The sequence below is a fragment of the Actinomycetospora aeridis genome (assembly GCF_037400275.1).
Taxonomy (GTDB): Bacteria; Actinomycetota; Actinomycetes; order Mycobacteriales; family Pseudonocardiaceae; genus Actinomycetospora; species Actinomycetospora aeridis.
This window is the reverse complement of sequence record NZ_JBBEGL010000004.1, coordinates 329,535-354,722: the sequence shown is the minus strand read 5'-3', so window position 1 is coordinate 354,722 and position 25,188 is coordinate 329,535. Positions and strand designations below refer to the sequence as shown.

The following is a 25,188-nucleotide window of genomic DNA, read 5'->3' as shown; positions in this document are numbered from 1 at the left end:
TAATGCGCGGCAAGGGGGGTCGGGGCTCGCCCCTGGTCGGAGAGACCGGGAGGAATGTGGCCATGACGGAGTCGCGAGACGTCACGAGCAGGTCCGGGCCGCGCTGGGAGCTCGCGATCGACTTCGGGACGTCGTTCACGACGGCGGCCACGCTCGTGGATGGGCGCGCCGAGGTCCTGGAGATCGATGGCTCGACGTCCATGCCGTCACTGGTCTGCGTCGACGAGGACGGCTCGATCATCACCGGCCGCCTCGCGACGATCTCGTCCGCGACGGCCCCGGACCGCACCGAGCGGACGCCGAAACGGGCGTTGGTGGCCTGCGAGCACATACGGCTCGGAGGGCGGGACATCGAGCCGGTCGATCTGGTGGCGGCCGTGCTCCAGAGCGTCGCGGAGGAGGCAGCCCGTCGACGTGGCGGTCGTCCCCCCTCGCGCGTGGTGCTGACCCATCCGGCGCGGTGGTCGGCAGGCGGGGTCGAGCTGCGCCGGCTGTCCGAGGCCGCCCACCGGGCCGGGTTGAGAGAACCTGAACTCCTCGCCGAGCCGATCGCCACCGCCCAGTGGTCCGCGAGCGTCGGCAGGGCGGTTCCCCACGGCGGAATGGTGGCGGTCTACGACCTCGGTGGCGGCACGTTCGACACAGCGGTGCTGCGGCACCGTCACGACGGCTTCGAGTTCGCAGGGTCTCCCGGCGGCGCGGCCTGCGGCGGCGAGGACCTCGACGCCGCGTTCATGCAGGTCGTGGGCGAGCACGCCGAAGAGCTCGACCCGGACCGGTGGAACGGGCTCTGGGAAGCCGAGGGCCGCGCCGCCGACCGTCGGCGCGCTGAGCTGCGTCGCGATGCCGTCGAGGCCAGAGAAGCGCTGTCGCACCGCACGACGGTCGCCCTCTGGCTCCCGAGCCTCGACGACGAGATTCGGGTGACACGCTCCGAGTACGAGCGAGCCGTCGAGCCACTACTCGCACGCAGTCTCGCCGAGCTGCAGGACGCCGTGGCCCGAGCGGGCACGACGCCGGACGGGCTCGTGGCCGTCCACCTCACCGGTGGTGTCAGTCGCACCCCGCAAGTCGCGAGGCTCGTCGTCGGCGCATTCGGACTCATCACGATCCTCCACCAGGAACCACGAAGCGCCGCGGTGCTCGGCGCGCTCTCGACGAGCCGGGACGCGGCCCGAGCCACCTTGCGCGACGCTTCGGGCCCTGACGACGCACCGGCACCCATCACACCTGCCGGCTTCCAGACCCCCACGTCACCGCCGCCCCCCGCCGCTCCCGAGGCGCGGGGCGAGCCCATCGACGGCACGACATTCGCCGGAACGAACCACCCGTCACCTTCGGGGGCGGCCTCCACACCTTTCCTGCCCTACGACCCCTCGGAAGGGGACGACGTCCAATACACCGTCTTCCGACCCACACGGATGACGTCGGGGTTGCCGCACCCTCTGCTGCTCTACATCCACCGCGCCGACCCACAGATCGATGCGCTCACCGGAGAAGTCACCGACCTCGCGGAGGTGGTCGGAGACCGGGCGCGTCGGCGTCTCTCCACGGAGAGCGCCACCTACCGCCCGGTCGTCGCCGACGGGCACCGCTGGTTGCCCCGCGGCGGGGACCTCATCGTCGAACCCTGGCTCGAGAGCGGTCGGGTCACACCGTCGCGTGCGTGGTTGCGATGGGAAGAAGCGATGCACGAGCTCGAGTTCCGGATGGTCACTCACGCGGATCACGGGCGATCGATCGAGGGTGGTTTTCGCGTGTACCTCGGCATCGTGCTCGTCGGCGAAGTCCGCTTCCGCATCACGGTCGGAGGCGGAGCGGCGCCGTCCTCTGCCCAGACGATCGTGACCGGCCGGCCGTACCGGCGGATCTTCGTGTCCTACGCGCACGACGATCGCCGGGTCGTCGAGGGAGTCCTGGACTATGCGCGCCTCTGCGGCGACGACTTCCTCATCGATGCCCACGCGTTGCGCAGTGGCGAGCGGTGGCAGCCACGGCTTCTCGAGATGATCGATACCTCCGATGTCTTCCAGCTCTTCTGGTCCCACCGGTCGATGGCATCGCGCCACGTCCGCGACGAGTGGGAACACGCGTTGGGGCTCCGCCGTGAGCACTTCGTCAGGCCTGTGTACTGGCAGGATCCTCGGCCTGAGGACCGGAGCAGAGACCTTCCGCCGGCCTCGCTCAGTGCCATCCACTGGTACCGGCTGCCGCTGTTGGCTGACCCGGCCGTTCCGTCCCGACCTTCATCTCGACCGGCGGGGGCGGCGGCAGGCGTTGCGTCGGGGAGCCCGTTGTCGACGGGTGCGGCGTCGGCCGGTGCGGCGAAACCCTCGTCCACCCGTGCTGCCGGAGCGGGTGAGCCGATGGCCAGGCCCGGAGCGCCGGCAACCAGAGAGCCCGTCCGACGCTCTCGACCTCCGACAACAGGACGAGTGCCGCCGCCTTCTCCTCCTCAGTGGACCACGCGGACCTCGTCGGTCGGCTCACCGTCGGGATTTGGGCCCTCCGGATACGACCCCGACAGACCGCTCCGCAGGCAGCGGCCGTCCTCGAGGGAGAACGTCAAGTCCCAGCCGCCGCAGCAGGCTCACCGATCCCCTGCTCGGGTGGCAGCCCTGGCGGTGGCAGCAGCCTTGCTCTTGCTGGTACTCGTCGTCGCCATCCTTCTCGCCCTGCGCTGAACCGTCGCTTGATCAAGACTGCGGGCCGTAGGCGTCGAGGAACCGGTCGCGGAAGGCGTCCATCCGCCACACCGGGGTGTCCGGGTCGGGGGTGAGCCCGTCCGCCCAGCCCCAGCCGCCGACGGCGTCGAGGACGGCGCGGTCGCGGCTGACGATCGAGATCGGGATGTCCCGGTCGGCGGTCGGGCCCGTGACGACGGGCGAGGCCTGGTGGTCGCCGAGCACGACGAGGACGGGCGCGCGGGCGGGGTTCGCCGCCGCCTGGCGCTCGGTCCAGTCGTAGACCTGCGAGAGCGAGTACTCGATGCTGCGGCGGTAGTCGTCGCGCACCTCGGGCGTCGGCGTCGTGAAGATCGACTGGAAGGACCGCTGCGGCTCCTCGGGGCCGAAGACGCTGCCGTCGCCGACCTGGTCGGGCAGCACGGTGCGCGGCAGCGGCGCCCACGGCCCGTGGCTCGAGGTGAGCACCAGCTCGGCCATGGTCGGCGGGGCGCCGGGTCCGCGTTCGAAGCGGTCGAAGGCGCTGAACAGGTACTGGTCGGGCATCGGCGACCAGCTGAACCGCGGGCCGCGGTAACCGAGATCGTCGTGGGTGTAGGCGCGGTCGAGGCCGAAGAACGCGGCCTCCGGCCAGGGCCCGGTGGTGCCGGGCTGGACGGTCACGGTGCGCCACCCGGCCTGGTGGAACGCGCGGGTCAGGGTGAGGCGGTCGGACGCGACGAGGTCGGTGTGGCGCTGCTCGCCGTCGATCCACAGCCCCGAGAGCAGGGTCGCGTGGGCGAGCCAGCTGCCGCCGCCCGCGACCGGCGAGGTCAGCTTCCCTGTCCGCGCGCCGTAGCCGACCGCGTTCAGACGCCGCTCACCGTCCTCGACGACGGGGCGGACCCCGGCCGCGAGCCCCGGGTCGTCGAGGGCGGACATCCCATAGCTCTCGACCACCGCGACGACGACGTCGCGCCCGCGCAGCGCGGTGAGCAGGCGGTCGTCCGGGACGTCGCGGAAGGCGTCGACGGACGCTTCGCGGGCGAAGGCCTGCTGGTCGCGCACGCCGGCCTGGATCTCGACGGCCCGGTCGACCGCGCGGATCGAGGTGTCGCGGGACGCGACCGGCACGCCGGGCACGAGCTGCACCGACAGCGTCCACGCGACGAACCACGCGACGGCCAGCACGCCGGCCAGCCGCAGCGCCCCGGAGCGGTGCGCGGCGGCGATGCGCGCGAGCCGGGCGACCGCGCCGCCGGTGCCCACCACCAGCGCGACGCCGAGCACCGCGACGACGACGGCCGCGACGACGCCGACGGCGGGCCCGGAGGTCTCGGCGACGAAGTCGTAGGCGTTGCCGAGCAGCACCGCGTCGCGGGCGGGGTCGAAGGGGCGCGCGATCGACACCGAGAAGCCGAGGTCGAACAGCGTCAGCACGAGCATGAGGCCGAGCACCGCGCCCGCGACCCACGCCAGCACGCGCCGCGCCCCCGCGGGCAGCGCGACGGCGACGACGAGCGCCACCAGCACCTCGAACGGCACCCGCAGCGCCGACGGCGGGACGAGGCGCGCGATGTCGCCGGGCAGCAGCAGCGCGACGAGCACCAGCACGCCGGCCACCAGCGTGAGCACCCCGGCGAGGCCGCGACGGACCCGCACCGGGTGGCTGTCCGCGCCCCGCCAGAGCCGGACCACGTCGCGGCCGAACGACCACAGCAGCGACGCGAGCGCGGCCGCCACGAGCACGCCGGCCACGACCGTCGGCAGCAGTTGCGACGCCGCCACGACGAGCACGACACCCTGCGCCGCGGCGACGACCTTGCCCGAGCGCTTCGGCGTCAGCTCACCCTGCAGCCACGGCAGCACGACGCCCGCGGCGACGAAGAGGTAGCGCGCGAGGCCGATGAGCAGGACCCAGTTCCCGAGCTGACCGGAGACGTGCCACGACAGGACGAGCAGCAGGAACGCGTCGAGCTCCATGTCGAAGCGGGCCCCGAACGCCGAGGCCACGTTCCACCGCCGGGCGACGGCCCCGTCCACGCCGTCGAGCACCAGGGCGACGGCGGCCAGGGCGACGAGGGCGGGCGTCGACCCCGGGACCGGGTCGGCGACGAGCGCCGTCACGCCGACGACGAGCACCGCGCGGATCAGCGTCACCCGCCCGGCCGGGCCGAGCGCGTCGACGTGACCGCCCGCGAGCAGCGCGACCAGCGCCGCGGCGGCCGTCGCCCCGACGACGAGACCGAACGGGCCCAGCCCCACCCCCGCGCCCAGCGCGCCGAGCAGCCCCACGCTCGCGAGCGCGCCGCCGAGGAGCTCGGCGGTCAGGATCGGGGGCACGCGGCGCACACGTGCCAGCATGGCCGCCCGGAGATCACGGTGGGTGGAGGAGGGGTCGGTCGGATGACGCGCAGGGCGCGGGCGTTCCGGGTGGAGACGCCCGGGCGGGCGGACATCGTCGAGATCCCCCTGCCCGAGCCGGGGCCCGACGACGTCGTCGTCCGCACCCGGCACTCGGGGATCAGCCGCGGCACCGAGACGCTGGTGTTCCGCGGGGAGGTCCCGGCGAGCCAGTACGGGCTCATGCGCGCGCCGTTCCAGACCGGCGACTTCCCGGGCCCGGTGGTCTACGGCTACCTCGCCGTCGGGGTCGTCGAGGCCGGGCCGGGCGAGGGGCACACGGTGTTCGGGCTCTACCCGCACCAGGATCGCGCGGTGGTGCCGGCGGCGTCGGTGGTCGAGGTCCCCGACGACGTGCCACCGTCGCGCGCCGTGCTGGCGGGCACCGTCGAGACCGCCGTCAACGCGCTGTGGGACGCCGCGCCGCGGGTGGGCGACCGGATCGCGGTGGTCGGCGCCGGGATGGTCGGGGCGTCGGTGGCGGGGGTGCTCGCGACGTTCCCGGGGGTGCGGGTGGAGCTCGTCGACGTGGACCCGTCGCGGCGCGCGGTGGCCGGGGCGCTGGGGGTGGGGTTCGCCTCGCCGGACGAGGCGGCGGCGGAGTGCGACCTCGTCCTGCACGCCAGCACCACCGAGGCCGGGCTGGCGCGCGCGCTGGAGCTGGTGGGCGACGAGGGCGAGGTGGTCGAGATGTCGTGGTTCGGCGACCGCGCCCCCCGCGTGCCGCTGGGCGAGGCGTTCCACTCCCGGCGCCTGACCCTGCGCGCCACCCAGGTCGGCCGCGTGGCCCCGGCCCGCCGTGCCCGCTGGTCGACGTCCGACCGCCTGCGCCTGGCCCTGCGCCTGCTCGCGGACCCGCGCTTCGACGCCCTGATCACCGACACCTGCGCGTTCGACGACCTGCCCGCCGTCATGCCGGCGTTGGCGTCCGGCGAGCGCCCCGGTCTGGGGGTGCGCGTGGACTACGCGCCCTGATCCGCAGCGAACGCGCCCCGGCGGGTTGGCAGCGAACGCGCCGTTCGCTGCTTCTATGCGTACGAAGTCCGCGTTCGCACCGCGAAGATCAGCCAGGCCTTCGCAACGAACGGGCCGTTCGCTGCTTCTATGCGCGCGAACTCCGCGTTCGTAAGCTCACGACCATGCCGCGCTACGAGTTCCGCTGCCGGACGTGCGCGTCGACGTTCGAGGTCGACCGGCCGATGGCGGCCGCGAGCGACCCCGCCGACTGCCCGGCCGGCCACGACGACACCGTGAAGCTGCTGACGACGGTCGGGCTCGGCGGGAAGGCCCGGACCGCGCAGCCCCCGGCGATGGCACCCGCGGGCGGCGGCGGGGGCTGCTGCGGCGGCGGGTGCTGCGGCTAGGTGCGCTCCGCGCACGTGAGCACAAGCGCGTGCTGGAGCACAATTTTCTGCTCACATGCGCGTAGCGCACATGGATCCCCCGACGCCGGTGCTGCGTCGAACCACACATGGAGGATCCCGAGGACTGGCTGCGTCTGGTGCGGGCGCAGGACGGGCTGGTGACGCGCCGCCAGGCGTTGGCACGCGGCATCACGCCCGACACGATCACTGCGCACCTCGACGCGGGACGATGGACCTTGCGCAAGCACGGCGTGCTGGCCACGTTCACCGGCCCACTCACACCCGAGGCGCGCCGACGAGCAGCGTTGCTCTTCGTGCCCGGACCGGCGGCGCTGAGCCACCGGTCGGCGGCGGCGGTGCTGGGCCTGCGGCGGGAGGACGAGACCGGCCCCGTGCACGTCGCGGTGCCCTACGGCTCGTCGGCGCGTGGGTGCGAGGGCGTGGCCGTGCACCGTTCCCGCGCCTTCGACCACATCGCCGTCGACGACGACCCGCCGCGGGTGAGCAAGGTGCACACCATCGTCGACCTGGCCGTCGACGAACCCGACGCGCGCCGCGCCATGCGCACCCTGACCGCGCTGGCCGCCGGCGCGCAGGTGCCGGCCGAGCGCCTCGAGGAGGCGCTCGAGCTGCGTCGGCCCCGCCGCTACCTCCGCCCGCTGCGCGATGCCGTCACCCTGTTGCGCGACGGGGTGGGCTCACTGATGGAGGCCGACTGGGCGCTCGACGTGGAACAGGCCCACGGGCTCCCGGCACCACAGCGCCAGGTCCGCGTCATCGTCGAGGGCCGTCACCTCGCGGAGGACCTCCTCTACGCCATGCCGCTCGGTGATCTCCTGGTGCGGCTCGACGGATGGCGCTACCACGCGAACACGCGCACGGCCCGGAGGGATCGTGCCCGCGACAACGCCGCCGAGCTGGCGCACCGGGCTCGGATGGTCTTCGGGTGGGAGGAGACGCGGCACGCCCCGTGCGAGGCGGCGGTGCTCGTCGGGACGCGGCTCACGGAGCTCGGCTGGCAGGACGAGCTGCAGAGGTGCACTGCGTGCAGGTGAGCACAAATGTGGGCGGGAGCACTGTTTTCTGCTCACATGCCCGTAGGGCACATTGCGTCGATGTTCTCCGTGACGGTCCGCGACCACATCATGATCGCCCACAGCTTCCGGGGAGCGGTCTTCGGACCGGCGCAGGCGCTGCACGGCGCCACGTTCGTCGTCGACGCCGCCTTCCGGCGGGCCGAGCTCGACGCCGACAACATCGTCGTCGACATCGGGCTCGCCACCGAGCAGCTGCACGACGCGCTCGCCGACCTCACCTACACCAACCTGGACGACCATCCCGAGTTCGCCGGGGTGAACACGACGACCGAGTACCTCGCGCAGGTCGTCGCCCGCCGCCTCGCCGAGCGGGCCGGCGACGGGCGACTGGGCCCGCACGCCGACGGCCTCGCGGGGATCACCGTGACCCTGCACGAGTCCCACGTGGCGTCGGCGAGCTACGAGCTGACGCTCACCTGACGATCTGGACCTCGTCGCCGGGCTCCAACGCCGCGAACACCGCGCGGGCGTCCTGCGTGTCGAGGCGGATGCAGCCGTGGGAGTTGCTCGAGCGGCTCCCGGAGTGGAACGCCCGGCCCTCGCCGTCGAAGAACACCGAGTAGGGCATCGACGCGTCGTCGAACTCCTTGCTCACGTGGTAGCGCTCCTTGCGCTGCACCGCGAACGTGCCGGTCGGCGTGGGGTCCTCGGGCGACCCCGACGTGATCGGCATCGGGTCGCCGGTTGCGCGCCCGTCGTCGGTGAGCCACGCCTTCTTGCGGCTCAGGTCGACGCAGACGTCGGCGCTGTCGTCGCACGGCGGGGCGCCCAGGCCCCCGGCGGCGGGCGCCGCGGGCTGGGCGGGGGCCGCGCTGGCCAGCGGCGCCGCGGCGAGCACCGCGGCGGACGCGATGCCGAGGGGAGCGAGACCGGCGCGGGTGATGCTGCGGCCGGGGGTGGTGGAGCGGCGGTGTCGGCCTGCCATGGCAGAGCCTCCTCGTCGTCGGGGTCGACGAAGCAGATCGATGTGGATGGGGGAGCACGACCGGCGTTCCCCCGCACGGTCGCACGCACACACACGTCCTCCGGACAGGGGGCCCGTGGGTGTCCGCCGGGGTGTGGTGCGGATCTCGCCGGACTGCGACCGCGGCGTCCGGTCTGCGCCTTTTCGCTGGTCCGCGCCTCACGCGCGCCGCGAGCAGGCAGGCGCAGGATGGCTCCCCGTGCGGAGATCGATGACGCTCGCGGCGCGCCTGCTCGCGATCGGGGTGATCGGCGGCGTGCTCGTCGCCGGCCTGCTCTACCCGGTGGCCGGCGGCCTCGGTCAGCTGGCGGCCCAGGCCGTCGACGGGGTCGCGGCGACCACGCCCGGCGTCCTCACCGGGGCGATGCCGTCGGTCACGACGATCACCGACGACGCCGGCGCGCCGCTCGCCTACCTCTACGAGCAGAACCGGCAGGTCGTGCCGTCCGCGCAGATCGCGACGTCGATGAAGGCGGCGATCGTGGCGATCGAGGACCGGCGGTTCTTCGTCGAGTCCGGCCTCGACGCGCGGGGCGTGGTGCGCGCGCTGGTGAACAACTCGACGGGCGGCGCCACGCAGGGCGCCTCGACGCTCACCGAGCAGTACGTCAAGAACTACGACGAGTACGTGGCCGCGCAGACGCCGGCCGAGCAGCTGCGGGCGACCGCGCCGAACCTCGGGCGCAAGGTCCGCGAGGCCGAGGTCGCCGAGCAGCTCGACCACACCGTGGGCAAGGACGAGCTGCTCACCCGCTACCTCAACGTCGTCTCGTTCGGCAACCAGGCCTTCGGCGTGCAGGCCGCGGCCCGCACGTACTTCGACACCACCGCCGACCGCCTCACCGTGCCGCAGGCGGCGCTGCTGGCCGGCATGGTGCAGAGCCCGGCCGCCTTCGACCCCGTGCGCCACCCGGCGGCCGCGACGGGCCGGCGCAACGTGGTGATCGACCAGATGGCCCAGCAGGGCGACATCACCCCGGTCCAGGCCGCCGAGGCCACGGCGGCGCCGCTCGGGGTCGACCCCGTCCTGCACGGGCTCACCGAGGGCTGCGTCGGCGCGGGCGACGCCGGGTTCTTCTGCTCCTACGTGCTCGACTACCTCGAGCGCAGCGGGATCGGCACCGACGAACTGCGCCGCGGCGGCTACACGGTCCGCACCACGATGAACCGCGCCACGATGGACCGGGCCAAGGCCGCCGTCGACGCCGAGGTCCCCTCGACCCAGCCGCACATCGCCGACGTGCTGTCGATCGTGGCGCCGGGCACGGACGCGCACCGGGTGACCGCGATGGTCGCCAACCGCGGCTACGGCCTCGACGCGGACCAGCACCAGACGACCTACGACCTGCCCGGCACCCCGGAGAACCTCGGCGCCGGCTCCGTCTACAAGATCTTCACGTCCTCGGCGTACCTCGCGCAGGGCGGCGGGATCGACAACGTCATCCCGGTCCCGCCGAACGGCTACGCGTCGCCCCTGACGCCGGGCTTCGTCGTCTCCAACGACGGCGACTACCCGCCGCAGATGACCCTGCAGGACGCGCTGGCGCAGTCACCCAACACCGCGTTCGTCAAGCTCGAGGAGACCACCGGCATCACCCCGGTCGTCGACATGGCCGTGAAGCTCGGCCTGCGCTCGCTCGCGGAGTCGCCCGGGCCGGGGCAGCCGTCGATCGCCGACGAGGTCCGCGCGCAGCACCAGGCGTCGTTCACCCTCGGCCCGACGCCGACGAGCTCGCTCGAGCTCGCGAACGTCGGGGCGACGCTGGCGAGCCACGGGGTGTGGTGCCCGCCGAGCCCGGTGACGTCGGTGACCGACCCGTCCGGTGGGCCCGTCACCCTCAACACCCCGGCCTGCGAGCAGGTGGTGCCCGGGCCGCTGGCCGACACCGAGATGACCGGGCTGTCGAAGGACGACCAGCCGGGCGGGACCTCGGCGGCCGCGGCGACCGCCGCCGGGTGGAACCGCCCGACGGCCGCGAAGACCGGCACCACCCAGACCTCGGAGTCCGGGGCGTTCGTCGCGGCGACGCCGTCGCTGTCGGCCGCGGCGATCACGTTCGACGACTCGTCGGCGCCCCGCCCGATCTGCACGGGCAGCCCGCCCACGTCGTGCGGCACCGGCAACCTCTTCGGCGGGACGACGCCGGCGCAGACCTGGTACCGGGCGATGACCCCGATCCTGGGTGCGAGCCCGGTGCAGCCCCTGCCGGCCCCGGACCCGCGGTTCCTCACCGGCGGGCGCCTGACGGACATCCCGGCGGTGATCGGCGACCAGGCCGGGCCCGCGACGGCCGAGCTCCAGCAGGCCGGCTTCGTCGTCGCGACGTCGTCGGTGGACAGCCGCGCCCCGGCCGGCACGGTGGTGGGGGAGAACCCGCTCGGCGGCGGCATCGAGGGTCAAGCGGTCACCGTGACGACGTCCACGGGCCACCTCGCCCCGGCCCCGCGCGCCCCGGGTACGTGAGCGAACTTCGGGGCTATGGCCCCGAAGTTCGCTCACATGGGGCGGTGATGTCCGCGACGTGGTGCACGCCCTCGTGGGCGGCCTGGCGCAGCAGCCAGCGGGCCGTGCGCTCCTCGTGCGGGAGGCGCGTGCAGGTCCGGTCCCAGTCAGCCTCGGAGAACCGCGCGGCCTCGACGAGCAGCCCCGGGGTCACGATCCCGAGCTGGTCCAGGACGGCGTCGACGTCGTGGTCGTCGTAGCGGAAGCGGCGCGCGCGCAGGTCGTTGAACACCGGCTCGAGCGCCGGGCGGTCCTCGGTGCGGACGCGGTGCAGCCGGATGGTGAAGGCCATGGCGACGTCGCGCAGGTGGCAGACGTACTCCGCGGCCGACCACACGCCCTCGGACGGCCTGCCGTGTCGCCGCGCCGGCTCGAGCGCCGCCACCGCGGCCCGCGCCCGGGCCGGGACGGCCGCCACCAGCTCGCCGGCCTGCTCGACGGTCAGGTCGGCGAAGCGCATCCCGCACGGGTCGCAGACGTGGTCCTCCGCCGCGAGGGGCGGGAGGTCGGAGCGGTCCACCCCGCGCACCGTAGGGCCATCCTGGGGGCGTGCCCACCGTCATCCGGCCCGTCGCCGACCCGGCGCTGGTCAGCGGCGGCGACGTCTACGACGCGCGGGTGATCGACGGGCTGCGCGCGCTCGGCCGCCCGGTGCGCGACGTCCAGATCCCCGGGGCCTGGCCGCGCCCCGACGACGCCGCCCGCGCGCGGTTGGACGCGGCGCTCGCCGACGGCGACGGGCCGGTGCTGCTCGACGGGCTGGTGGCCTGCGGGGTCCCGGACGTCGTCGTCCCGCACGCCGCGCGCCGCCCGCTCGCCGTGCTCGTGCACCTGCCCCTCGGCGAGGAGCAGCCCGACCTGGACGCCGCGGAGGGCGAGGTCCTGCGCGCCGCCGGCGCGGTGATCGCCACGAGCCCCTGGACGGCCCGGCGGCTCGCGGACCGCGTCCCCGTCGTCGTCGCCGTCCCCGGCGTCGATCCCGCGCGCCCGGCGTCCGGGACCGACGGCGCCCATCGCCTCCTCTGCCTCGGCGCCGTCACGCCCACCAAGGGGCAGGACCTGCTCGTCGAGGCCCTCGCCGCGCTGCGCGAGCACCCGTGGACGCTCGACCTCGTCGGGCCCACCGGGCGCACGCCGGGATTCGTCGCCGACCTGCGAGGGCGCATCGCGCACCACGGCCTCGCCGGCCGCGTCCGCCTCCCCGGCCCCCGGACGGGCGGAGAGCTCGAGAGGATCTGGCACGCGACGGACCTGCTCGTCGCGCCCTCGCGGGTCGAGACGTACGGCATGGTGGTGACCGAGGCCTTCGCTCGGGGCATCCCGGTGGTCGCGAGCGCCGTCGGCGGGCTGCCCGACACCGTGGCGAATGGCGGAGTCTTAACGCCTCCTGAGGACGTACCGGCACTCGTCGCAACGCTGCACCGCTGGTTCGCCGAACGCCCGCATCGGGACGGGTTACGGATCTCAGCGTCGTCCCAACGATGCAGGCTGACGACGTGGACACAGACGTCGCGGCGGGTGGACGAGGCCCTGGCCGGCCTGCGTACCGGCTGAGCGAGCACGCCGCCGCGGGCGCCCCCGCCGCCCCCGACTGGCTCGCGCTGCGCGAGGGCGCCGACGCCGAGGCCCGCGCGGTCGACCTCGTCGAGGAGCTGCGCGCGGGGCACCCCGCCCCCGGGCGCATCCTCGACCTCGGCGCCGGCACCGGGTCGATGGCGCGCTGGCTCGCGCCGCGCCTGCCCGGCCCGCAGCACTGGGTGCTCGCCGACCGCGACGCCGCCCTGCTGGCCCACGCCGCGGACCGGCTCCCGGCGCGGGCCCGTGACGGCTCCCCCGTCACCGTCGAGACCCGCGAGCTCGACGTCGCCACGCTCACCGCCGACGACCTCGCCGGGGTCGACCTGGTCACCGCGTCGGCGCTGCTCGACGTGCTCACCGCCGCGGAGGTGGAGGCGATCGCCGCCGCCTGCGTCGGCGCGGGCTGCGCGGCGCTGCTGACGCTCTCGGTGGTCGGCCAGGTGCGCGTCGAGCCCGCCGAGCCCCGCGACCTCACGGTCGCCACGGCCTTCGACGCCCACCAGCAGCGCACCGTCGACGGGCGGACGCTGCTCGGTCCGCAGGCCGCCGCCGTCGCCGAGGAGACCTTCGCCCGCCTCGGCGCCCACGTCCGGTCGCGGGCGAGCCCCTGGCACCTCGGGCTCGACGACGTCGACCTCGTCGTCGCCTGGCTGCAGGGCTGGGTGGCCGCGGCCGTCGCGCAGGACCCCGATCTCGCGCGCCACGCCGACGCCTACCTCGCCCGCCGCCTCGAGGCCGCCGAGGAGGGACGCCTCCGCGTGACCGTCGGCCACCTCGACCTGCTGGCGCTGCCGTAGCCCGAACCCCGAGATCTCCCCCGAGAACTCCCCGAGAACAGCAGACCGCTCCCCAGCTCCCCGTCTGGATCTCACCGTGCCGCTCCCCGCGACCGAGCTCCCCGCTCCCCCCGTCCCGCCGGCGCTCCCCACGCCGCGCCGGAGTCCCGAAGATCGGATCTCACGAAACGACCCACCCGCGCCCGCCCGCCGAGGCACCCTCGGCACCGTGCTCCGCCTCGTCGTCGGTCTCGGCATCCCCGCCCTGCTCGCCGTGCGCCTCGGGGCGGGCGGCGTCGTCGAGGCGCTGGCGGCGATCACCTGGCCGACCGTCGCCGCCGCCCTGGCCCTCGGCGCGGTGACCACCGTGGCCGGCGCGGCGCGCTGGTGCGTCGTCGCCCGCGGCGTCGGCCTGGAGCTCTCCCTGCGCGACGCCACCGCCGACGCCTACCGCGCGACGCTGCTCAACTCCCTGCTCCCCGCCGGCGTGCTCGGCGACGTGCACCGCGCCGTGCGCCACCACCGCCCCGGCGACCCCCGCGGCGCCCGCGCCGTGGTGATCGAGCGGGTGGCGGGCCAGGTCGTGGTGGTCACCGTCGGCGTGGTCGTCCTGGTGGCCAGCCCGGCGCTGCTGCACTCGCTCGTCGGCCCCGGGCTCGGCGTGCTCGTGGGCGCCGTCGCGGTCGCGGCGCTGGCCGCGGGTGTGTGGATCGCCACGTCCCGCCGGGGGGCCCGCATCAGGGTCGCGCTGGTGGCCGCACTGGGCGACGTCCGCGAGGGCCTGGGCCGCGTCCGCACGGCGCCGGCGGTGCTGCTGTTCTCCCTCGTCGCCCTCGCGGGGCTGCTCGCGCTGTTCGTGCTCGCGGCCCGGGTCGCCGGGGTCGGCGCGCCGCTCGGGCAGCTGTTGCCGCTGGTCATGGTGGCCCTGCTCGCGATGTCGGTGCCGCTGACGGTCGGCGGCTGGGGCCCGCGGGAGGCCGTCGCGGCGGTGGCGTTCGCCGCCGTCGGCCTCGACCCGGGCCACGGCCTCGCGACCGCCGTCGTCTACGGCGTGCTCGCCCTGATCTCCTGCCTGCCCGGCGGGCTGGTCCTGCTCGCGGACGCCGTCGGTCGCCCGAATGCGCGGCGGTTGGCCGGGTTCGCGGCATTACCGTGGCGTACGTGCTCACCCTCGTCCGCCACGGTCAGAGTGAGGGCAACGCCCGCGGGGTGATGTGCGGGCGGTCCGACACGCCGCTCACCGAGACGGGGCGGCGCCAGGCCCGCGCCCTCGCCGCCGGACTGCCCCGGCCCACCCGACTCGTGTCGAGCCCGCTGCTGCGGGCCCGCCAGACCGCGGCGCTGCTCGGCGGTGATCTCGACCTCGACGTCGAGTGCGACCCGCGCTGGACGGAGATGGACTACGGCGACCTCGACGGCCAGCCGATGACGGCGCTCGACGGCGACGCGTGGCGGGCGTGGCGGGCCGACCCCGAGCACGTGCCCGCGGGCGGCGAGTCGCTCGTCGCCGTCCGGGCCCGGGTGGCCGCCGCGTGCGCCGAGCTCGCCGCCGAGGCGGCCGTGGGCGAGGTCGTCGTGGTCAGCCACGTCTCGCCGATCAAGGCGGCCATCAGCTGGGCGCTCGACGTCGGCATCGAGATCGCCTGGCGGATGTTCCTCGTCGACGCGGCGGTCTGCCGCATCGACACCAGCGGTGCCGCCCCGCTGCTCCTCGCCGTCAACGACGAGGGCCCGCTGCACGTGGGGTCGGCCCAGCCCGCGTGACGGTCCCCGGACTCGTCGGCACCGCGCCGGCCGACGAACCCGGGTCACCTACCGCGCGTGCCGCCCGATCACCGGCGCGGCCGCGGCCGCACCGGTCGCCATGGCCCGGAGCTTGCCGAGGTAGGCCTCGGCGCTGACGACGGCAGGCCGGATGACCGTGGTGCCGCTCGGGACGGCGACGATGGTCTGCGGAGCCGCGTGCTTGGCCATGAGAACCCCCGGGTGCCCGCCGGCGTCCGTGCCGGCCTGTGATCAGTTCTCGCGTCCCGGGGCCGGATCGTTAGCTGTGTGTCGAGGAAACTGCAGGATCTTCCTCCGAGCGGGTGACGGCGCGCTCGGTGTCGCGGGCGCGGCGGCTGCTCCGCGTGCGAGGGCGCGGGATGCGCGGGACGGAGTCGTCCGGCGCGGCGTCCGCCGCCGCGGCCTGGTCGGCGCGGGACTCCCGGGCCTGCTGAGCCTGCCGGGCCTCCTCCAGGGCGGCCGCTTCCGCCCGCCAGCCCCGGACCGTCTGCTCGTCGAGCGTCCCGTGCCGGCGCAGGTGCACCCACGGGGCGACCGCCCACGCCAACGCCGCGACCGCGGCACCTCCGGCGACAGCCAGCATCTTCATCGCATCCCCCCGGCGCCGGATGGTGGTGACGGGGTGGGCGCCAGGCGATCAGGTTGAACCCTGCGCGGCGTCCGCGGGGCGAACGAGACCAAAACGCAAGAAAGTCCGGGGAAGTCGTTCCCGGATCGTCCGTCTCCGGATCTGTCTCGATCGTTCTGACTGAATCCTCACTCATTCTCCGCACACGGCGGCACACGGACCGTCAGACCTCGACGACGAGCGATCACTCGGCCGTGTGTCATCGCCCTGAGTGAGTCCTTCACAGCGTGTTCGAGATCTGTGACAATCGTGCCTCGTTCGAATGAATTGATCTAGCAAACGCGGCTCGGTCGTGTGAGAGCGCGGGCGTGTCGGGGGAATGCCGGGGTTTGCTCGTCGGCTGGGGGGCTGATGACCACTGACCTTCTGCGTCGCAGAGAACGACGCAAGGTCGAGTTCTCGTGGGCGGAAGGTGACACCGTCACGGTGGCCCTCCCGCGCACCCACCTGCGCACCGAGGGCGGGCAGCGTCCGCGCCCCCTCGATCGCACGCTGTCCCGGCTGCGCAGGATCAACGCCTGTCTCAGCTCGGTGATGGTGCTGCTGGTCCTCGGCGATCTGCTCGCGGTCGGCGCGGCGATGGCGATCACCGATCTCCCCGCGACGGTCACGCTCGCGCTGGGTGCGGTCGTGATCGCCCTGCACGGCGCCTCCCGCCTCTATCGCCCGCGGTTGCGCCTCTCGTACTTCGACGACATGTCCCGCGCGTTCATCGCGGCGTGCGTCGCCTTCGTGCTCGCCGTGAGCGCGGTCGTCGTCGCCGACCGTCCGGACCTCCCGGTCAAGCAGGTGATCGTCACCCTCGGACTGATCATTCTGCTGAGCGAACTGCAGCGCGCATTCGTGCTGCAGTTCGCGCGCTGGGTGCGGCGGCGCCTGCGCCAGGGCGACCGCACGCTCGTCGTCGGCGCGGACGCCGTCGGTCTCGACCTCACGCGCACGATGGCGGACCACCCCGAGTTCGGGCTCCTGCCCGTCGCCGTCCTCGACACCACCGGGAACGGCTCCGACGGCCTGGACGGCGTCGACGGGATCGAGGTCCTCTCCCGGCACGACCTCTCGCACGTCGTGCGCAGCCGGCGGGTCGACACGGTGGTGCTGGCGTTCGCCGGCCGCGAGACCGAGGTCGTCAACGCGGCCATCGCGTCCCACTCGCTCGGGTGCTCGGTGATGGTCGTGCCGCGCCTGTTCGAGCTCTACCACGACACCTCGGGCGTGGAGCGCCTGCGCAGCTACCCCCTCGTGCGGCTCAGCGTCGACCCCACCCGCCGGGCGAGCTTCCGCCTCAAGCGGCTGATGGACGTCGTCACCGCGGGCGTCGCCCTGCTGCTGCTCGCGCCGCTGCTGGCCGTCGTGGCCGCCGCGGTACTGCTCGAGAGCGGCCGCCCGATCATCTTCCGGCAGAAGCGGGTCGGCCGGCACCACCAGATCTTCGAGATCTGGAAGTTCCGCAGCGTGCGCCAGGCCGACGGCACGCCGGGCCAGGCCGGGGTCGACGCCGACGGCGACACCCGCTGGTCGGTGCAGGACGACCCGCGCGTCGGCGTCGTCGGCCGCTTCCTGCGACGGACGTCGCTGGACGAGCTCCCGCAGCTGTGGAACATCCTGCGCGGCGACATGAGCCTCGTCGGCCCGCGCCCGGAGCGCCCGGCCTTCGTCGAGGAGTTCTCCCACAGCTACGAGCGCTACGCCGCGCGCCACCGCGTGCCGGCGGGGCTGACGGGCCTCGCGCAGGTCAACGGCCTGCGGGGCGACACCTCGATCGCCGAGCGCGCCCGCTACGACAACTACTACATCGCGACGTGGTCGTTCTGGCTCGACCTGCGGATCATGCTGGTGACGGTCAGCGAGCTGCTGCGCCGCGGGCGGTGGTGAGGGCCCGCTCGAGGGTCCTGGAGGTCCGCACGCGCAGGTAGGGCTCGCTCATCTTGAGCCGGAAGGTCGCGAGGTTGTTGCCCCGGTAGATGCCGACCCGGGGCACGGCGAACGGGCCGGTCTCCTCGGGGCGGTCGGGCAGGCCGAAGGCGCAGGTGTGCCCGGCGCGCTGCGCGGCGCGCCGGACGTGGGCGGCGTGCCGGCCGAAGGGGTAGGCCACGGTCGTCACGCTGCGCCCGAGCACGTCGGAGAGCAGCTCGCGGCTGTCGCGCAGGTCGGTGAGGCACTCGCTCTCCGAGAGCTGGGTGAGGTCGCGGTGCGACCAGCTGTGGTTCGCGATCGTGTGCCCCTCGGCGGCGAGGGCGCGCACGGCGTCGACGTCCAGCAGCGGGGGTGCCTCGTCGGCGGGGACGCCGCGCACCCAGTCGACGTCGACGCCGCCCGGGGTCAGGCTCGCCGCCACGATGAAGAACGTGGCGGGCAGCCCGTGACGGCGCAGCACCGGCGCGGCGTGCACCGCGTTGTCGGCGAACCCGTCGTCGAACGTGAGGAGCACCCGGCGGCGGGGGAGCGCGGCGCCCGCAGCCAGTCGGGCTTCGACGGCGTCGAGCGAGACCACCCGGCGGCGGGCGAGGACCGCGCACTGGCGGGCGAAGGCGTCGGGCTCGACGGAGAGCTCCTGGTCCCAGTCCGGGTCGACCGAGTGGTAGCAGGCAACCGTCACAGCCACTCCTCCCAGCGGTCGAACCCGCCGGCCAGGGCCGTCCGGAACACGCGCGGATCGTCGAAGCGCGTGATGAAGGTACGGGGCACGGTGCCCGGCGGGCGCCGGTCCTCGGTGGCGGCGTAGACGGTGTCGTAGCCCGCGTCGCGCGCCGCCCGCTGCGCCCCCGCGGGCCAGTCGCGGGCCCGCCCGACGGGGATGGCGAACTCGCGGGTGTCGATGCCGAGCCGCGCCCGGATCGCCGCACGGGAGGCCACCAGCTGCTCGCCGACCTCGCCCTCGGCGAGGCCGGCGAAGTTCGGGTGGTCCACCGAGTGGCTCGCGATGGTCGCGCCGGCCGCGGCGAGCGCCTCGATCTCGTGCCAGTCGAGCACGAGGTCGTGGCCGTACCGGTGCCCGCCGTCGGCCCACCCGGTGACGACGAACGCCGTCCACGGCACGCCGAGGTCGCGCAGGACGGGGGCGACCTGGTCGAGCAGGCTGCGGGCGCCGTCGTCGAAGGTCAGCGCCACCCGCGGACCGTCCGGGACGTCCCCGGCCGCCAGCTCCGACGCCGGCACGATCCGGCACCCGGCGTCGAGCAGCCGCTCCAGGTGCCCCGCGAAGCGCGCCGGCGTGACGTCGTTGGTCCCCCAGTGCGGGGTGCCCACCGAGTGGTAGCAGAGGATGCGGCTCGTCGGCGGCCCCGGGGGTCCCGGTGGCCACAGCGACCCGAGGCGGCGCTCGCCCGCCACGCGGGCCGCGGCCACCTGCCCGCGGGCGCGCTCGGCGCGCCACGCCACCGCGTGGCGGAGACGGGACACCGCTAGACCCCGATCCGCTCGCGCCGGCGATCGCGCCAGCGCTGGCGCAGCCGGCGCCCCGCCGCCGTCGGCAGCACCGGGCCCAGCGACCGCGTCACCGTCGGCCCCACCAGCTGCCGCAGCTCGTAGGCCCGGCGCTCCGGCAGCGTCCGGGTGTCCTCGACGATCTCCTCGGCGAACGCGATCAGCGCGTCCGCGCCGTCCGCCTCGACGCGGCCCCGGTCGTGCGCCCGGGCGGCGCGCAGGTAGGCGTCGCGGGCGAGCCGACGGCGCACGGTCCGGGCGAGCTCGTCGCCGTCGGACAGGCCGCCGAGCGCGGCCTTCTCCAGCACGGCGTCGTGCGCGCGCAGGACCTCGCGCAGGTCCTCCACACCGCCGCCGGCGAGGTAGGCGGTGTGCATGTTGACGTCGTGGGTGCGCCAGTAGGCCTGGTCGGCGCCGCGCACGAACCCGACGTCGGAGACCAGCGCGAGCCGCATCCACATCTCGTGGTCGCTGGTGTGGCGCAGCCGCTGGTCGTAGCCACCGACCTGCCGGTTCACCGCCGTCCGCGTCACCGCGGCGGGGGAGGACACGACGTTGGTGGCCGCCGCGAAGCGGCCCCGCAGCCAGGCGTGCCCGGGGTGCACGACGTGCTGGACCGGGCCGAGCCGCGCCGGGGGCAGCGGCCCGCCGCGGTAGGTGATCGCGGCGCCGTAGACGAGTCCGACCCCGGGGTGCTCGTCGAACAGCGCGGCGGCGCGGCCGAGCGCGCCGGGGGTCAGCGCGTCGTCGGCGGACATCAGCAGCGTCAGCTCCGCCGACGCCCAGTCGACGACGCCCTCGTTGAAGGTCGCGAGGTGCCCACGGTTCTGCGTGTGGACGACCGCCTCGACGCGCTCGTCCGACGACGCCAGCGACTGCGCGACCTCCCCGCTCCCGTCGTCGGAGGCGTCGTCGATGATCAGCACCCGCACGTCGACGCCCGGCTGGTCGAGCACGCTGCGCACGGCCGTCGGCAGGTACTCGCCGTAGCGGTAGCAGGGGACGACGACGTCGACGCCGGTCACGACCGGCTCCCGACCGGGTCGGCGGCCATCGCCCCGTCCGGGCCGAGGCGGTGCGGAGTGCCGCAGTCCGGGCAGACGAGGTCGTCGGCGAGGCGGTGCCCGCAGCGGCACACCCAGCCCCGCTGCCGCGCCGGGTTGCCGACGACGAAGGCGTGCGCGGGCACCGGGGCGGTGACCACCGCGCCGGCACCGACGAAGGCGTGCGCGCCGATCTCGACGCCGCACACCACCACGGTGGCCGCGCCGAGCGTGGCGCCCTCGCGCACCGTCGTCGTGAGCAGCGCGTCGCCCTCCCGCCGGATCGCCGCGCGGGGCCGCAGGTCGTTGGTGAACACCACCCCGGGGCCGAGGAAGACGTCGTCCTCGCAGCGCACGCCGGCGAAGAGCAGGGTGCCATTCTTCACCGTCACGCGGTCGCCGAGGACCACGCCGTCCTCGACGAACACGCCGTCGCAGACGTTGCAGTCCCGGCCGACGACGGCGCCGTCCAGCACGTGCGCGAACGCCCAGATCCGCGTGCCGGCCCCGACCGTGGTGCTCTCGCAGAGCCCCCGCGGGTGGACCGCCACGCCCTCGGGTGCGGTCACCGGCCCGCCGCCGCCGCGAGCTCCGAGGCCACGCGGTCCTGCTGGCCGTCGGTGATCCCGGGGTAGAGGGGCAGCGAGAGGATCTCGCCGGCCAGGCGCTCGGCGACGGGGAAGGACCCGGGGCCCCGCCCGAGGTGGGCGAAGGCGCCCGTGAGGTGCAGCGGCGCCGGGTAGTGGACCCCGACCCCCACACCGGCGTCGCGCAGCGCGTCGTGGACGCGGTCGCGCTCGGGCACGCGCACCACGTACAGGTGCCACACCGGGTGGTTCCCCGGCGCGACGACGGGACGCACGACGCCCGGCACGTCGGCGAGCAGTGCGTCGTAGCGGGCCGCGGCGCGGCGGCGCTCGTCGTTCCACCGGGCGAGGCGGCGCAGCTTCGCGCGCAGGACCACCGCCTGCAGCGTGTCGAGCCTGCTGTTCCACCCGATGACCTCGTGGCGGTACTTCGACGACGAGCCGTGCGCGCCGAGCAGGCGCACCCGGTCGGCGACGGCCTCGTCGTCGGTGAGCACGGCACCGCCGTCGCCGTAGGCGCCGAGGTTCTTGCCCGGGTAGAAGCTGGTCGCCGCCGCGTCGCCGAGCCCGCCGGCGACCTGCCCGTGCCGCGTCGCCCCCTGCGCCTGCGCGGCGTCCTCGACGAGCAGCACGCGGTCGGGCAGCACCCGGCGCAGCTCGTCGACCGACGCCGTCTGGCCCCAGAGGTGCACCGGCAGCACGGCCCGCGTGCGCGGGCCGGCGGCCGCGGCGACCGCGTCGACGTCGATCAGGGCGGTGTCGTCGCGACAGTCGACGAGCACAGGGGTCGCCCCGGCGCGCACGATGGCCTCGGCGGTGGCGATGAAGGTGTTGGCGGGCAGCAGGCACTCGTCGCCCGGGCCCACGCCGAGGCCCCGTAGGGCGAGCTCGATGGCGTCGGTGCCGTTCGCGACCCCGACGCAGCGGCGCACCCCGGAGAAGCCCGCGAACTCGGTCTCGAAGGCGGCCACCTCCGGCCCGCCCACGAACGCGGAGCGGGCGACGACGTCGGCCCAGCCGGCCGCGACCTCGTCGGCGATCTCGTGGTGCTGGGCGGCCAGGTCGACCAGGGGCACGGTGCCCGCGTCGGCGATCGTCACGACGACACCACCGCCGGCGCCCGGAGGGCGGCCGTCAGCGCTCCGACCACCTGCTCCTGCTCGGCGGTGGTGAGCTCGTGGTGCAGCGGCAGGATCAGCGAGCGCCGGGTGAGGTGCTCGGTGACCGGCAGCGACACGTCGTGCCCGGCGTAGGCCGGCTCGAGGTGCGCCGCCATGATCCCGCGCCGGGCCGACACGCCCTGCTCGGCCAGCGCCGCCAGCACGCCGTCGCGCGGCGCGGCGTCGTCGCCGAGCAGCACCCAGAACGACTGGACATTGCCCTCGCCGTGCGGCGGGTCGTCGACACAGCGCACGTCCAGCCCGTCGAGCATCTCCCGGTACGCCGCGGCCAGCTCGCGGCGGCGCGCCACGATGCCGGGCAGGCGGCGCAGCTGGACCTCGCCGAGGGCGGCCTGGATGTCGGTCATGCGGTAGTTGAAGCCGGTCTCGGCGTAGTCCTCGACGGCGTTGCCGCCGCTGCGGTGACGGTCGGCCGCGGACATGCTCATGCCGTGCTCGCGCAGCCGGCGCAGGCGGACCGCGCTCTCCGCGTCGTCGGTGGTGATCATCCCGCCCTCACCGGTGGTGAGCAGCTTGCGCGGGTGGAACGACCAGGCGGCCATCAGCGCCCCGGCGCCGACGGGACGCCCGTGGGCACGCGAGCCCGCCGCGCAGGCCGCGTCCTCGACGATCGGGATCGCCCCGCAGGCGGCCCGGACGTCGGCGACGTCCGCGGGCACGCCGGCCTGGTGGACGAGGATCACCGCCCGCGTGCGGTCGGTGAGCACGGGCGCGACCGTGGCGCCGGTCAGGTTGCCCGTGACGGGGTCGACGTCGGCGAACACCGGCGAGGCGCCGGTGTAGCGCACGGCGTTGGCCGTCGCGATGAACGAGAACGACGGCACGACGACCTCGTCGCCGACGCCGATCCCGAGCAGGTGCAGGGCGAGGTGCAGCGCGGTGGTGCACGACGACGTCGCGACGCCGTGGGCCGCGCCCACCGACTCCGCGAAGGCCGCCTCGAACGCCGCGACCCGCGGGCCCTGGGCCACCCAGCCGGAGCGCACGACCTCGGCGACCGCCTCGGCCTCCTCGTCGCCGAGCAGGGGGCGCATCACGGGGATCACGGCGCCACCAGCGCCACGTCGTGCTGCCACCACTGCACGAGTCCGCGCAGGCCGTCGGCGAGGGAGATCTCCGGGCGCCAGCCGAGGTCCTGCGCCGCCGCGGTGATGTCGGCGAGCCGCCGCTCGACGCCGTTGACCTTGCGCTCGGGACCGAACTCCGGCTCGAGGTCGGAGTCCATCGCCGCCAGCAGCGCGACCGCGAGCTCGAGCAGGCTCGTCTCCGTGCCCGAGGCGATGTTGTAGACGCGGTCGGTGACGTCGGTGGCGGCGGCGAGCAGGTTCGCGCGGGCGATGTCGTGGACGTGCACGAAGTCCATGGTCTGGCTGCCCGACCCGAAGATCAGGGGCCGCTCGCCGCGCTGGATGCGCTCCATCCAGCGGATGAGGACCTCGGTGTAGACGCCGTGGGCGTCCATCCGCGGGCCGTAGACGTTGAAGTAGCGCAGCGCCACCCAGTCCAGCCCGTACATCGCGTGGAAGCTGCGCAGCAGGCCCTCGTTGAACGCCTTCGCCGCGCCGTAGAACGTGTCGTTGGCGTAGGGGTGGTGGTCCTCGCGCGTCGGGAAGCTCGTGGCCATGCCGTAGATCGACGCCGAGCTCGACGCCACGATCTTGGCGACCTGGGCCTCGGTGGCCGCCTCGACCACGGTGAACGTGCCGTCGACGAGCGCCTCGAGCGCCGTGCGCGGCTGCTCGGCGCACTGCGTGATGCGCAGGGCGGCGAGGTGGAACAGCACGTCGGCGCCGCGCACCGTCTCGGCCATCAGCGAGCGGTCGTTGATGTCGCCCTCGACGACGTGCAGCCGATTGCCCGCCGTCTCGACCGCCGCCGCCAGGTTCTCCCGGCGTCCACGGGTGAAGTTGTCGACGACGACGACGTCGGCCGCCCCCGCGGCGAAGAGCTGGTCGACCACGGCCGAGCCGATCGTGCCGGCCCCGCCGGTGACGACGGCGCGGCTGCCCGGCAGCTCCACGGCGGCGCTCACGACGCCTGCCCGACGCGCTCGCCGGCCTGGCGGGCCGCGGTGGACCGCGGCGCGTCCGGGGAGATCGCGACCGGCACGAAGCGGCCGTCGGCCTCGAGGCTCGCCGACGCGGCCTCGAGCAGCGCGAGGACGTCGAGCCCGGACCGCCCGTCGGTCAGGGGCGGCCGGGACGTGACGATCGAGGTGACGAACTCCGCCATCACCGAGCGCAGCGCCTCGGTGTCCGGCAGCGCCGGGGCGACCATGTCCCCGGTGCGGTAGGAGACGATCGTCGCGGCGCGGGCGTCCTCGGGCAGGCGGGCCTGCGGGACGCGGTCGACGCCGCGGTCGTAGACCGAGAGCCGCCGGATCGGGTCGAGGTCGTCCCACACGGCGGTGCGCGCGGAGCCCCCGACGATCATCGTGCGGACCTTGGTGGGCGAGAGCCAGTTCACGTGCACGTGGGCGAGCGCTCCGCTCGAGAGTCGGATGGTGAGGTGGCCGACGCACAGCCGGCCCGCGCCGACCGGGTCCGAGCCGTTGGCCGACACGGCGACGGGGACGACGCCCTCCGGCAGGATCGACAGGAAGATCGAGAGGTCGTGCGGCGCGAGGTCCCACAGGACGTCGACGTCGCGCTGCACCAGCCCGAGGTTGATGCGCACCGAGTCGAGGTACTGGACGTCGCCGAGCACCCCGCTGCGCACGAGGTTGCGCAGGTGCGCGACGGCGGCGGTGTAGCAGTAGGTGTGGTCGAGCATCAGCACCAGGCCGCGCTCGTCGGCGAGCTCGACGAGCCTGCGCCCCTCGGCCAGCGACGGCGCGAGCGGCTTCTCGACCAGGACGTGCTTGCCCGCCTCGAGCGCGGCGGTGACGACCTCCACGTGGGTGTCCGCCGGCGTGGCCACCGCGACCGCCTCGACGGCGGGGTCGGCGAGCACCTCCTCCATCGAGGAGCTGGCGCGCACCGTCGAGTAGGCGCCGAGCACCTCGCGGGCACGCTCCTCGCGCAGATCGCACACGTACTCGAGTCGGAGGTCCGGTGTCGCCTGCACGTTGCGGACGAGATTCGGACCCCAGTAGCCCGCGCCGATGATCGCCGTGCCGATCGCACGGCGTCCCACAGCTGATTCCATACCGGCCCCCCGGGGTCGACGCCGGTGCCCTGCGCGAGTGCGT

24 protein-coding genes are annotated in these 25,188 nt (G+C 74.7%); 11 read left to right on the top strand and 13 right to left on the bottom strand.

Features of this window, described 5'->3' with window-relative positions:
- Positions 1 to 62 precede the first annotated feature (62 nt).
- A complete protein-coding gene (locus WCD41_RS16345) occupies positions 63 to 2,684 on the top strand; it encodes an Hsp70 family protein (protein ID WP_337714869.1) in 2,622 nt (873 codons plus the stop codon).
- A gap of 12 nt (positions 2,685 to 2,696) precedes the next feature.
- Here the strand turns inward: WCD41_RS16345 and WCD41_RS16340 are convergent, their stop codons facing one another.
- The gene (locus WCD41_RS16340; protein ID WP_337714523.1) at positions 2,697 to 5,015 is read right to left on the bottom strand and encodes a CDP-alcohol phosphatidyltransferase family protein; all 2,319 of its coding nucleotides are present in this window, start codon (positions 5,013 to 5,015) and stop codon (positions 2,697 to 2,699) included.
- Between the two features lie 54 nt (positions 5,016 to 5,069).
- Between WCD41_RS16340 and WCD41_RS16335 the strand changes: the two genes are divergently transcribed.
- The 4 genes from WCD41_RS16335 to WCD41_RS16320 all read left to right on the top strand — a co-directional run bounded on the left by WCD41_RS16335 (position 5,070) and on the right by WCD41_RS16320 (position 7,947).
- On the top strand, positions 5,070 to 6,041 hold the full coding sequence (locus tag WCD41_RS16335; RefSeq protein WP_337714522.1) for a zinc-dependent alcohol dehydrogenase: 972 nt from the start codon (positions 5,070 to 5,072) through the stop codon (positions 6,039 to 6,041).
- Between the two features lie 164 nt (positions 6,042 to 6,205).
- Positions 6,206 to 6,430 (top strand): FmdB family zinc ribbon protein, encoded by a 225-nt coding sequence (locus WCD41_RS16330; protein ID WP_337714521.1) that lies wholly within the window; start codon positions 6,206 to 6,208, stop codon positions 6,428 to 6,430.
- A gap of 107 nt (positions 6,431 to 6,537) precedes the next feature.
- Positions 6,538 to 7,485 carry a hypothetical protein gene (locus WCD41_RS16325; RefSeq protein ID WP_337714520.1) on the top strand — a complete coding sequence of 316 codons (948 nt, stop codon included), beginning with the start codon at positions 6,538 to 6,540 and terminating at the stop codon, positions 7,483 to 7,485.
- 60 nt (positions 7,486 to 7,545) lie between these two features.
- Positions 7,546 to 7,947 carry a 6-pyruvoyl trahydropterin synthase family protein gene (locus WCD41_RS16320; RefSeq protein ID WP_337714519.1) on the top strand — a complete coding sequence of 134 codons (402 nt, stop codon included), beginning with the start codon at positions 7,546 to 7,548 and terminating at the stop codon, positions 7,945 to 7,947.
- On the opposite strand, the gene WCD41_RS16315 is transcribed toward WCD41_RS16320, so the two are convergent.
- The gene (locus tag WCD41_RS16315; RefSeq protein WP_337714518.1) at positions 7,940 to 8,452 is read right to left on the bottom strand and encodes a L,D-transpeptidase; all 513 of its coding nucleotides are present in this window, start codon (positions 8,450 to 8,452) and stop codon (positions 7,940 to 7,942) included. The two genes, WCD41_RS16320 and WCD41_RS16315, sit on opposite strands and share 8 nt — an antisense overlap.
- Before the next feature lie 250 nt (positions 8,453 to 8,702).
- On the opposite strand from WCD41_RS16315, the gene WCD41_RS16310 reads away from it, so the two are divergent.
- Positions 8,703 to 10,955, top strand: coding sequence for a transglycosylase domain-containing protein (locus WCD41_RS16310; RefSeq protein WP_337714517.1), 2,253 nt, complete (start codon positions 8,703 to 8,705; stop codon positions 10,953 to 10,955).
- Positions 10,956 to 10,968: 13 nt separating this feature from the next.
- On the opposite strand, the gene WCD41_RS16305 is transcribed toward WCD41_RS16310, so the two are convergent.
- A complete protein-coding gene (locus tag WCD41_RS16305) occupies positions 10,969 to 11,514 on the bottom strand; it encodes a DinB family protein (protein ID WP_337714516.1) in 546 nt (181 codons plus the stop codon).
- A gap of 29 nt (positions 11,515 to 11,543) precedes the next feature.
- Between WCD41_RS16305 and WCD41_RS16300 the strand changes: the two genes are divergently transcribed.
- From WCD41_RS16300 to WCD41_RS16285, 4 genes are all read left to right on the top strand, one after another.
- A complete protein-coding gene (locus WCD41_RS16300; protein WP_337714515.1) occupies positions 11,544 to 12,548 on the top strand; it encodes a glycosyltransferase family 4 protein in 1,005 nt (334 codons plus the stop codon).
- Complete coding sequence (locus WCD41_RS16295; RefSeq protein WP_337714514.1) at positions 12,491 to 13,369, top strand: methyltransferase domain-containing protein; 879 nt, start codon at positions 12,491 to 12,493, stop codon at positions 13,367 to 13,369. Before WCD41_RS16300 ends, WCD41_RS16295 begins: the two co-directional genes overlap by 58 nt.
- A 208-nt stretch (positions 13,370 to 13,577) precedes the next feature.
- A complete protein-coding gene (locus WCD41_RS16290; RefSeq protein WP_337714513.1) occupies positions 13,578 to 14,561 on the top strand; it encodes a lysylphosphatidylglycerol synthase transmembrane domain-containing protein in 984 nt (327 codons plus the stop codon).
- Positions 14,510 to 15,112 (top strand): histidine phosphatase family protein, encoded by a 603-nt coding sequence (locus WCD41_RS16285; protein WP_337714512.1) that lies wholly within the window; start codon positions 14,510 to 14,512, stop codon positions 15,110 to 15,112. The genes WCD41_RS16290 and WCD41_RS16285 overlap by 52 nt, the downstream gene beginning before the upstream one ends.
- Positions 15,113 to 15,160: 48 nt before the next feature.
- Here the strand turns inward: WCD41_RS16285 and WCD41_RS16280 are convergent, their stop codons facing one another.
- A complete protein-coding gene (locus WCD41_RS16280) occupies positions 15,161 to 15,322 on the bottom strand; it encodes a hypothetical protein (RefSeq protein WP_337714511.1) in 162 nt (53 codons plus the stop codon).
- 70 nt (positions 15,323 to 15,392) lie between these two features.
- Entirely contained in the window at positions 15,393 to 15,722 is a 330-nt protein-coding gene (locus WCD41_RS16275) for a hypothetical protein (RefSeq protein WP_337714510.1), read from the bottom strand.
- A 465-nt stretch (positions 15,723 to 16,187) separates the two neighbouring features.
- Here WCD41_RS16275 and WCD41_RS16270 point away from each other — a divergent pair, with 465 nt between their 5' ends.
- Positions 16,188 to 17,636, top strand: a complete 1,449-nt coding sequence (locus tag WCD41_RS16270; protein WP_337714509.1) for a sugar transferase — start codon at positions 16,188 to 16,190, stop codon at positions 17,634 to 17,636.
- Here the strand turns inward: WCD41_RS16270 and WCD41_RS16265 are convergent.
- From WCD41_RS16265 to WCD41_RS16230, 8 genes are read right to left on the bottom strand one after another with little or no spacing between them, the layout of a single operon-like run.
- On the bottom strand, positions 17,605 to 18,360 hold the full coding sequence (locus WCD41_RS16265; RefSeq protein ID WP_337714508.1) for a polysaccharide deacetylase family protein: 756 nt from the start codon (positions 18,358 to 18,360) through the stop codon (positions 17,605 to 17,607). The two genes, WCD41_RS16270 and WCD41_RS16265, sit on opposite strands and share 32 nt — an antisense overlap.
- On the bottom strand, positions 18,357 to 19,163 hold the full coding sequence (locus WCD41_RS16260; RefSeq protein WP_337714507.1) for a polysaccharide deacetylase family protein: 807 nt from the start codon (positions 19,161 to 19,163) through the stop codon (positions 18,357 to 18,359). The genes WCD41_RS16265 and WCD41_RS16260 overlap by 4 nt, the downstream gene beginning before the upstream one ends.
- Positions 19,164 to 19,165: 2 nt before the next feature.
- Positions 19,166 to 20,212: a glycosyltransferase family 2 protein gene (locus WCD41_RS16255; RefSeq protein ID WP_337714506.1), complete on the bottom strand. Its 1,047-nt coding sequence runs from the start codon at positions 20,210 to 20,212 to the stop codon at positions 19,166 to 19,168.
- Entirely contained in the window at positions 20,209 to 20,799 is a 591-nt protein-coding gene (locus WCD41_RS16250) for an acyltransferase (protein WP_337714505.1), read from the bottom strand. Before WCD41_RS16250 ends, WCD41_RS16255 begins: the two co-directional genes overlap by 4 nt.
- Positions 20,796 to 21,917: a DegT/DnrJ/EryC1/StrS family aminotransferase gene (locus WCD41_RS16245; protein ID WP_337714504.1), complete on the bottom strand. Its 1,122-nt coding sequence runs from the start codon at positions 21,915 to 21,917 to the stop codon at positions 20,796 to 20,798. Before WCD41_RS16245 ends, WCD41_RS16250 begins: the two co-directional genes overlap by 4 nt.
- Positions 21,914 to 23,044, bottom strand: coding sequence for a DegT/DnrJ/EryC1/StrS family aminotransferase (locus tag WCD41_RS16240; RefSeq protein WP_337714503.1), 1,131 nt, complete (start codon positions 23,042 to 23,044; stop codon positions 21,914 to 21,916). Before WCD41_RS16240 ends, WCD41_RS16245 begins: the two co-directional genes overlap by 4 nt.
- A complete protein-coding gene (locus WCD41_RS16235; protein ID WP_337714502.1) occupies positions 23,041 to 24,030 on the bottom strand; it encodes an SDR family NAD(P)-dependent oxidoreductase in 990 nt (329 codons plus the stop codon). The genes WCD41_RS16240 and WCD41_RS16235 overlap by 4 nt, the downstream gene beginning before the upstream one ends.
- Positions 24,027 to 25,133 (bottom strand): Gfo/Idh/MocA family protein, encoded by a 1,107-nt coding sequence (locus tag WCD41_RS16230; RefSeq protein ID WP_337714501.1) that lies wholly within the window; start codon positions 25,131 to 25,133, stop codon positions 24,027 to 24,029. The genes WCD41_RS16235 and WCD41_RS16230 overlap by 4 nt, the downstream gene beginning before the upstream one ends.
- Positions 25,134 to 25,188: the final 55 nt, after the last annotated feature.

What these genes read in the sequence shown, in the direction of transcription:
- WCD41_RS16345 (WP_337714869.1), top strand. Translation starts at nt 63, where the DNA reads ATGACGGAGTCGCGAGACGTCACGAGCAGGTCCGGGCCGCGCTGGGAG.
- WCD41_RS16335 (WP_337714522.1), top strand. Translation starts at nt 5,070, where the DNA reads ATGACGCGCAGGGCGCGGGCGTTCCGGGTGGAGACGCCCGGGCGGGCG.
- WCD41_RS16330 (WP_337714521.1), top strand. Translation starts at nt 6,206, where the DNA reads ATGCCGCGCTACGAGTTCCGCTGCCGGACGTGCGCGTCGACGTTCGAG.
- WCD41_RS16325 (WP_337714520.1), top strand. Translation starts at nt 6,538, where the DNA reads ATGGAGGATCCCGAGGACTGGCTGCGTCTGGTGCGGGCGCAGGACGGG.
- WCD41_RS16320 (WP_337714519.1), top strand. Translation starts at nt 7,546, where the DNA reads ATGTTCTCCGTGACGGTCCGCGACCACATCATGATCGCCCACAGCTTC.
- WCD41_RS16315 (WP_337714518.1), bottom strand. Translation starts at nt 8,452, where the DNA reads ATGGCAGGCCGACACCGCCGCTCCACCACCCCCGGCCGCAGCATCACC.
- WCD41_RS16310 (WP_337714517.1), top strand. Translation starts at nt 8,703, where the DNA reads ATGACGCTCGCGGCGCGCCTGCTCGCGATCGGGGTGATCGGCGGCGTG.
- WCD41_RS16280 (WP_337714511.1), bottom strand. Translation starts at nt 15,322, where the DNA reads ATGGCCAAGCACGCGGCTCCGCAGACCATCGTCGCCGTCCCGAGCGGC.
- WCD41_RS16275 (WP_337714510.1), bottom strand. Translation starts at nt 15,722, where the DNA reads ATGAAGATGCTGGCTGTCGCCGGAGGTGCCGCGGTCGCGGCGTTGGCG.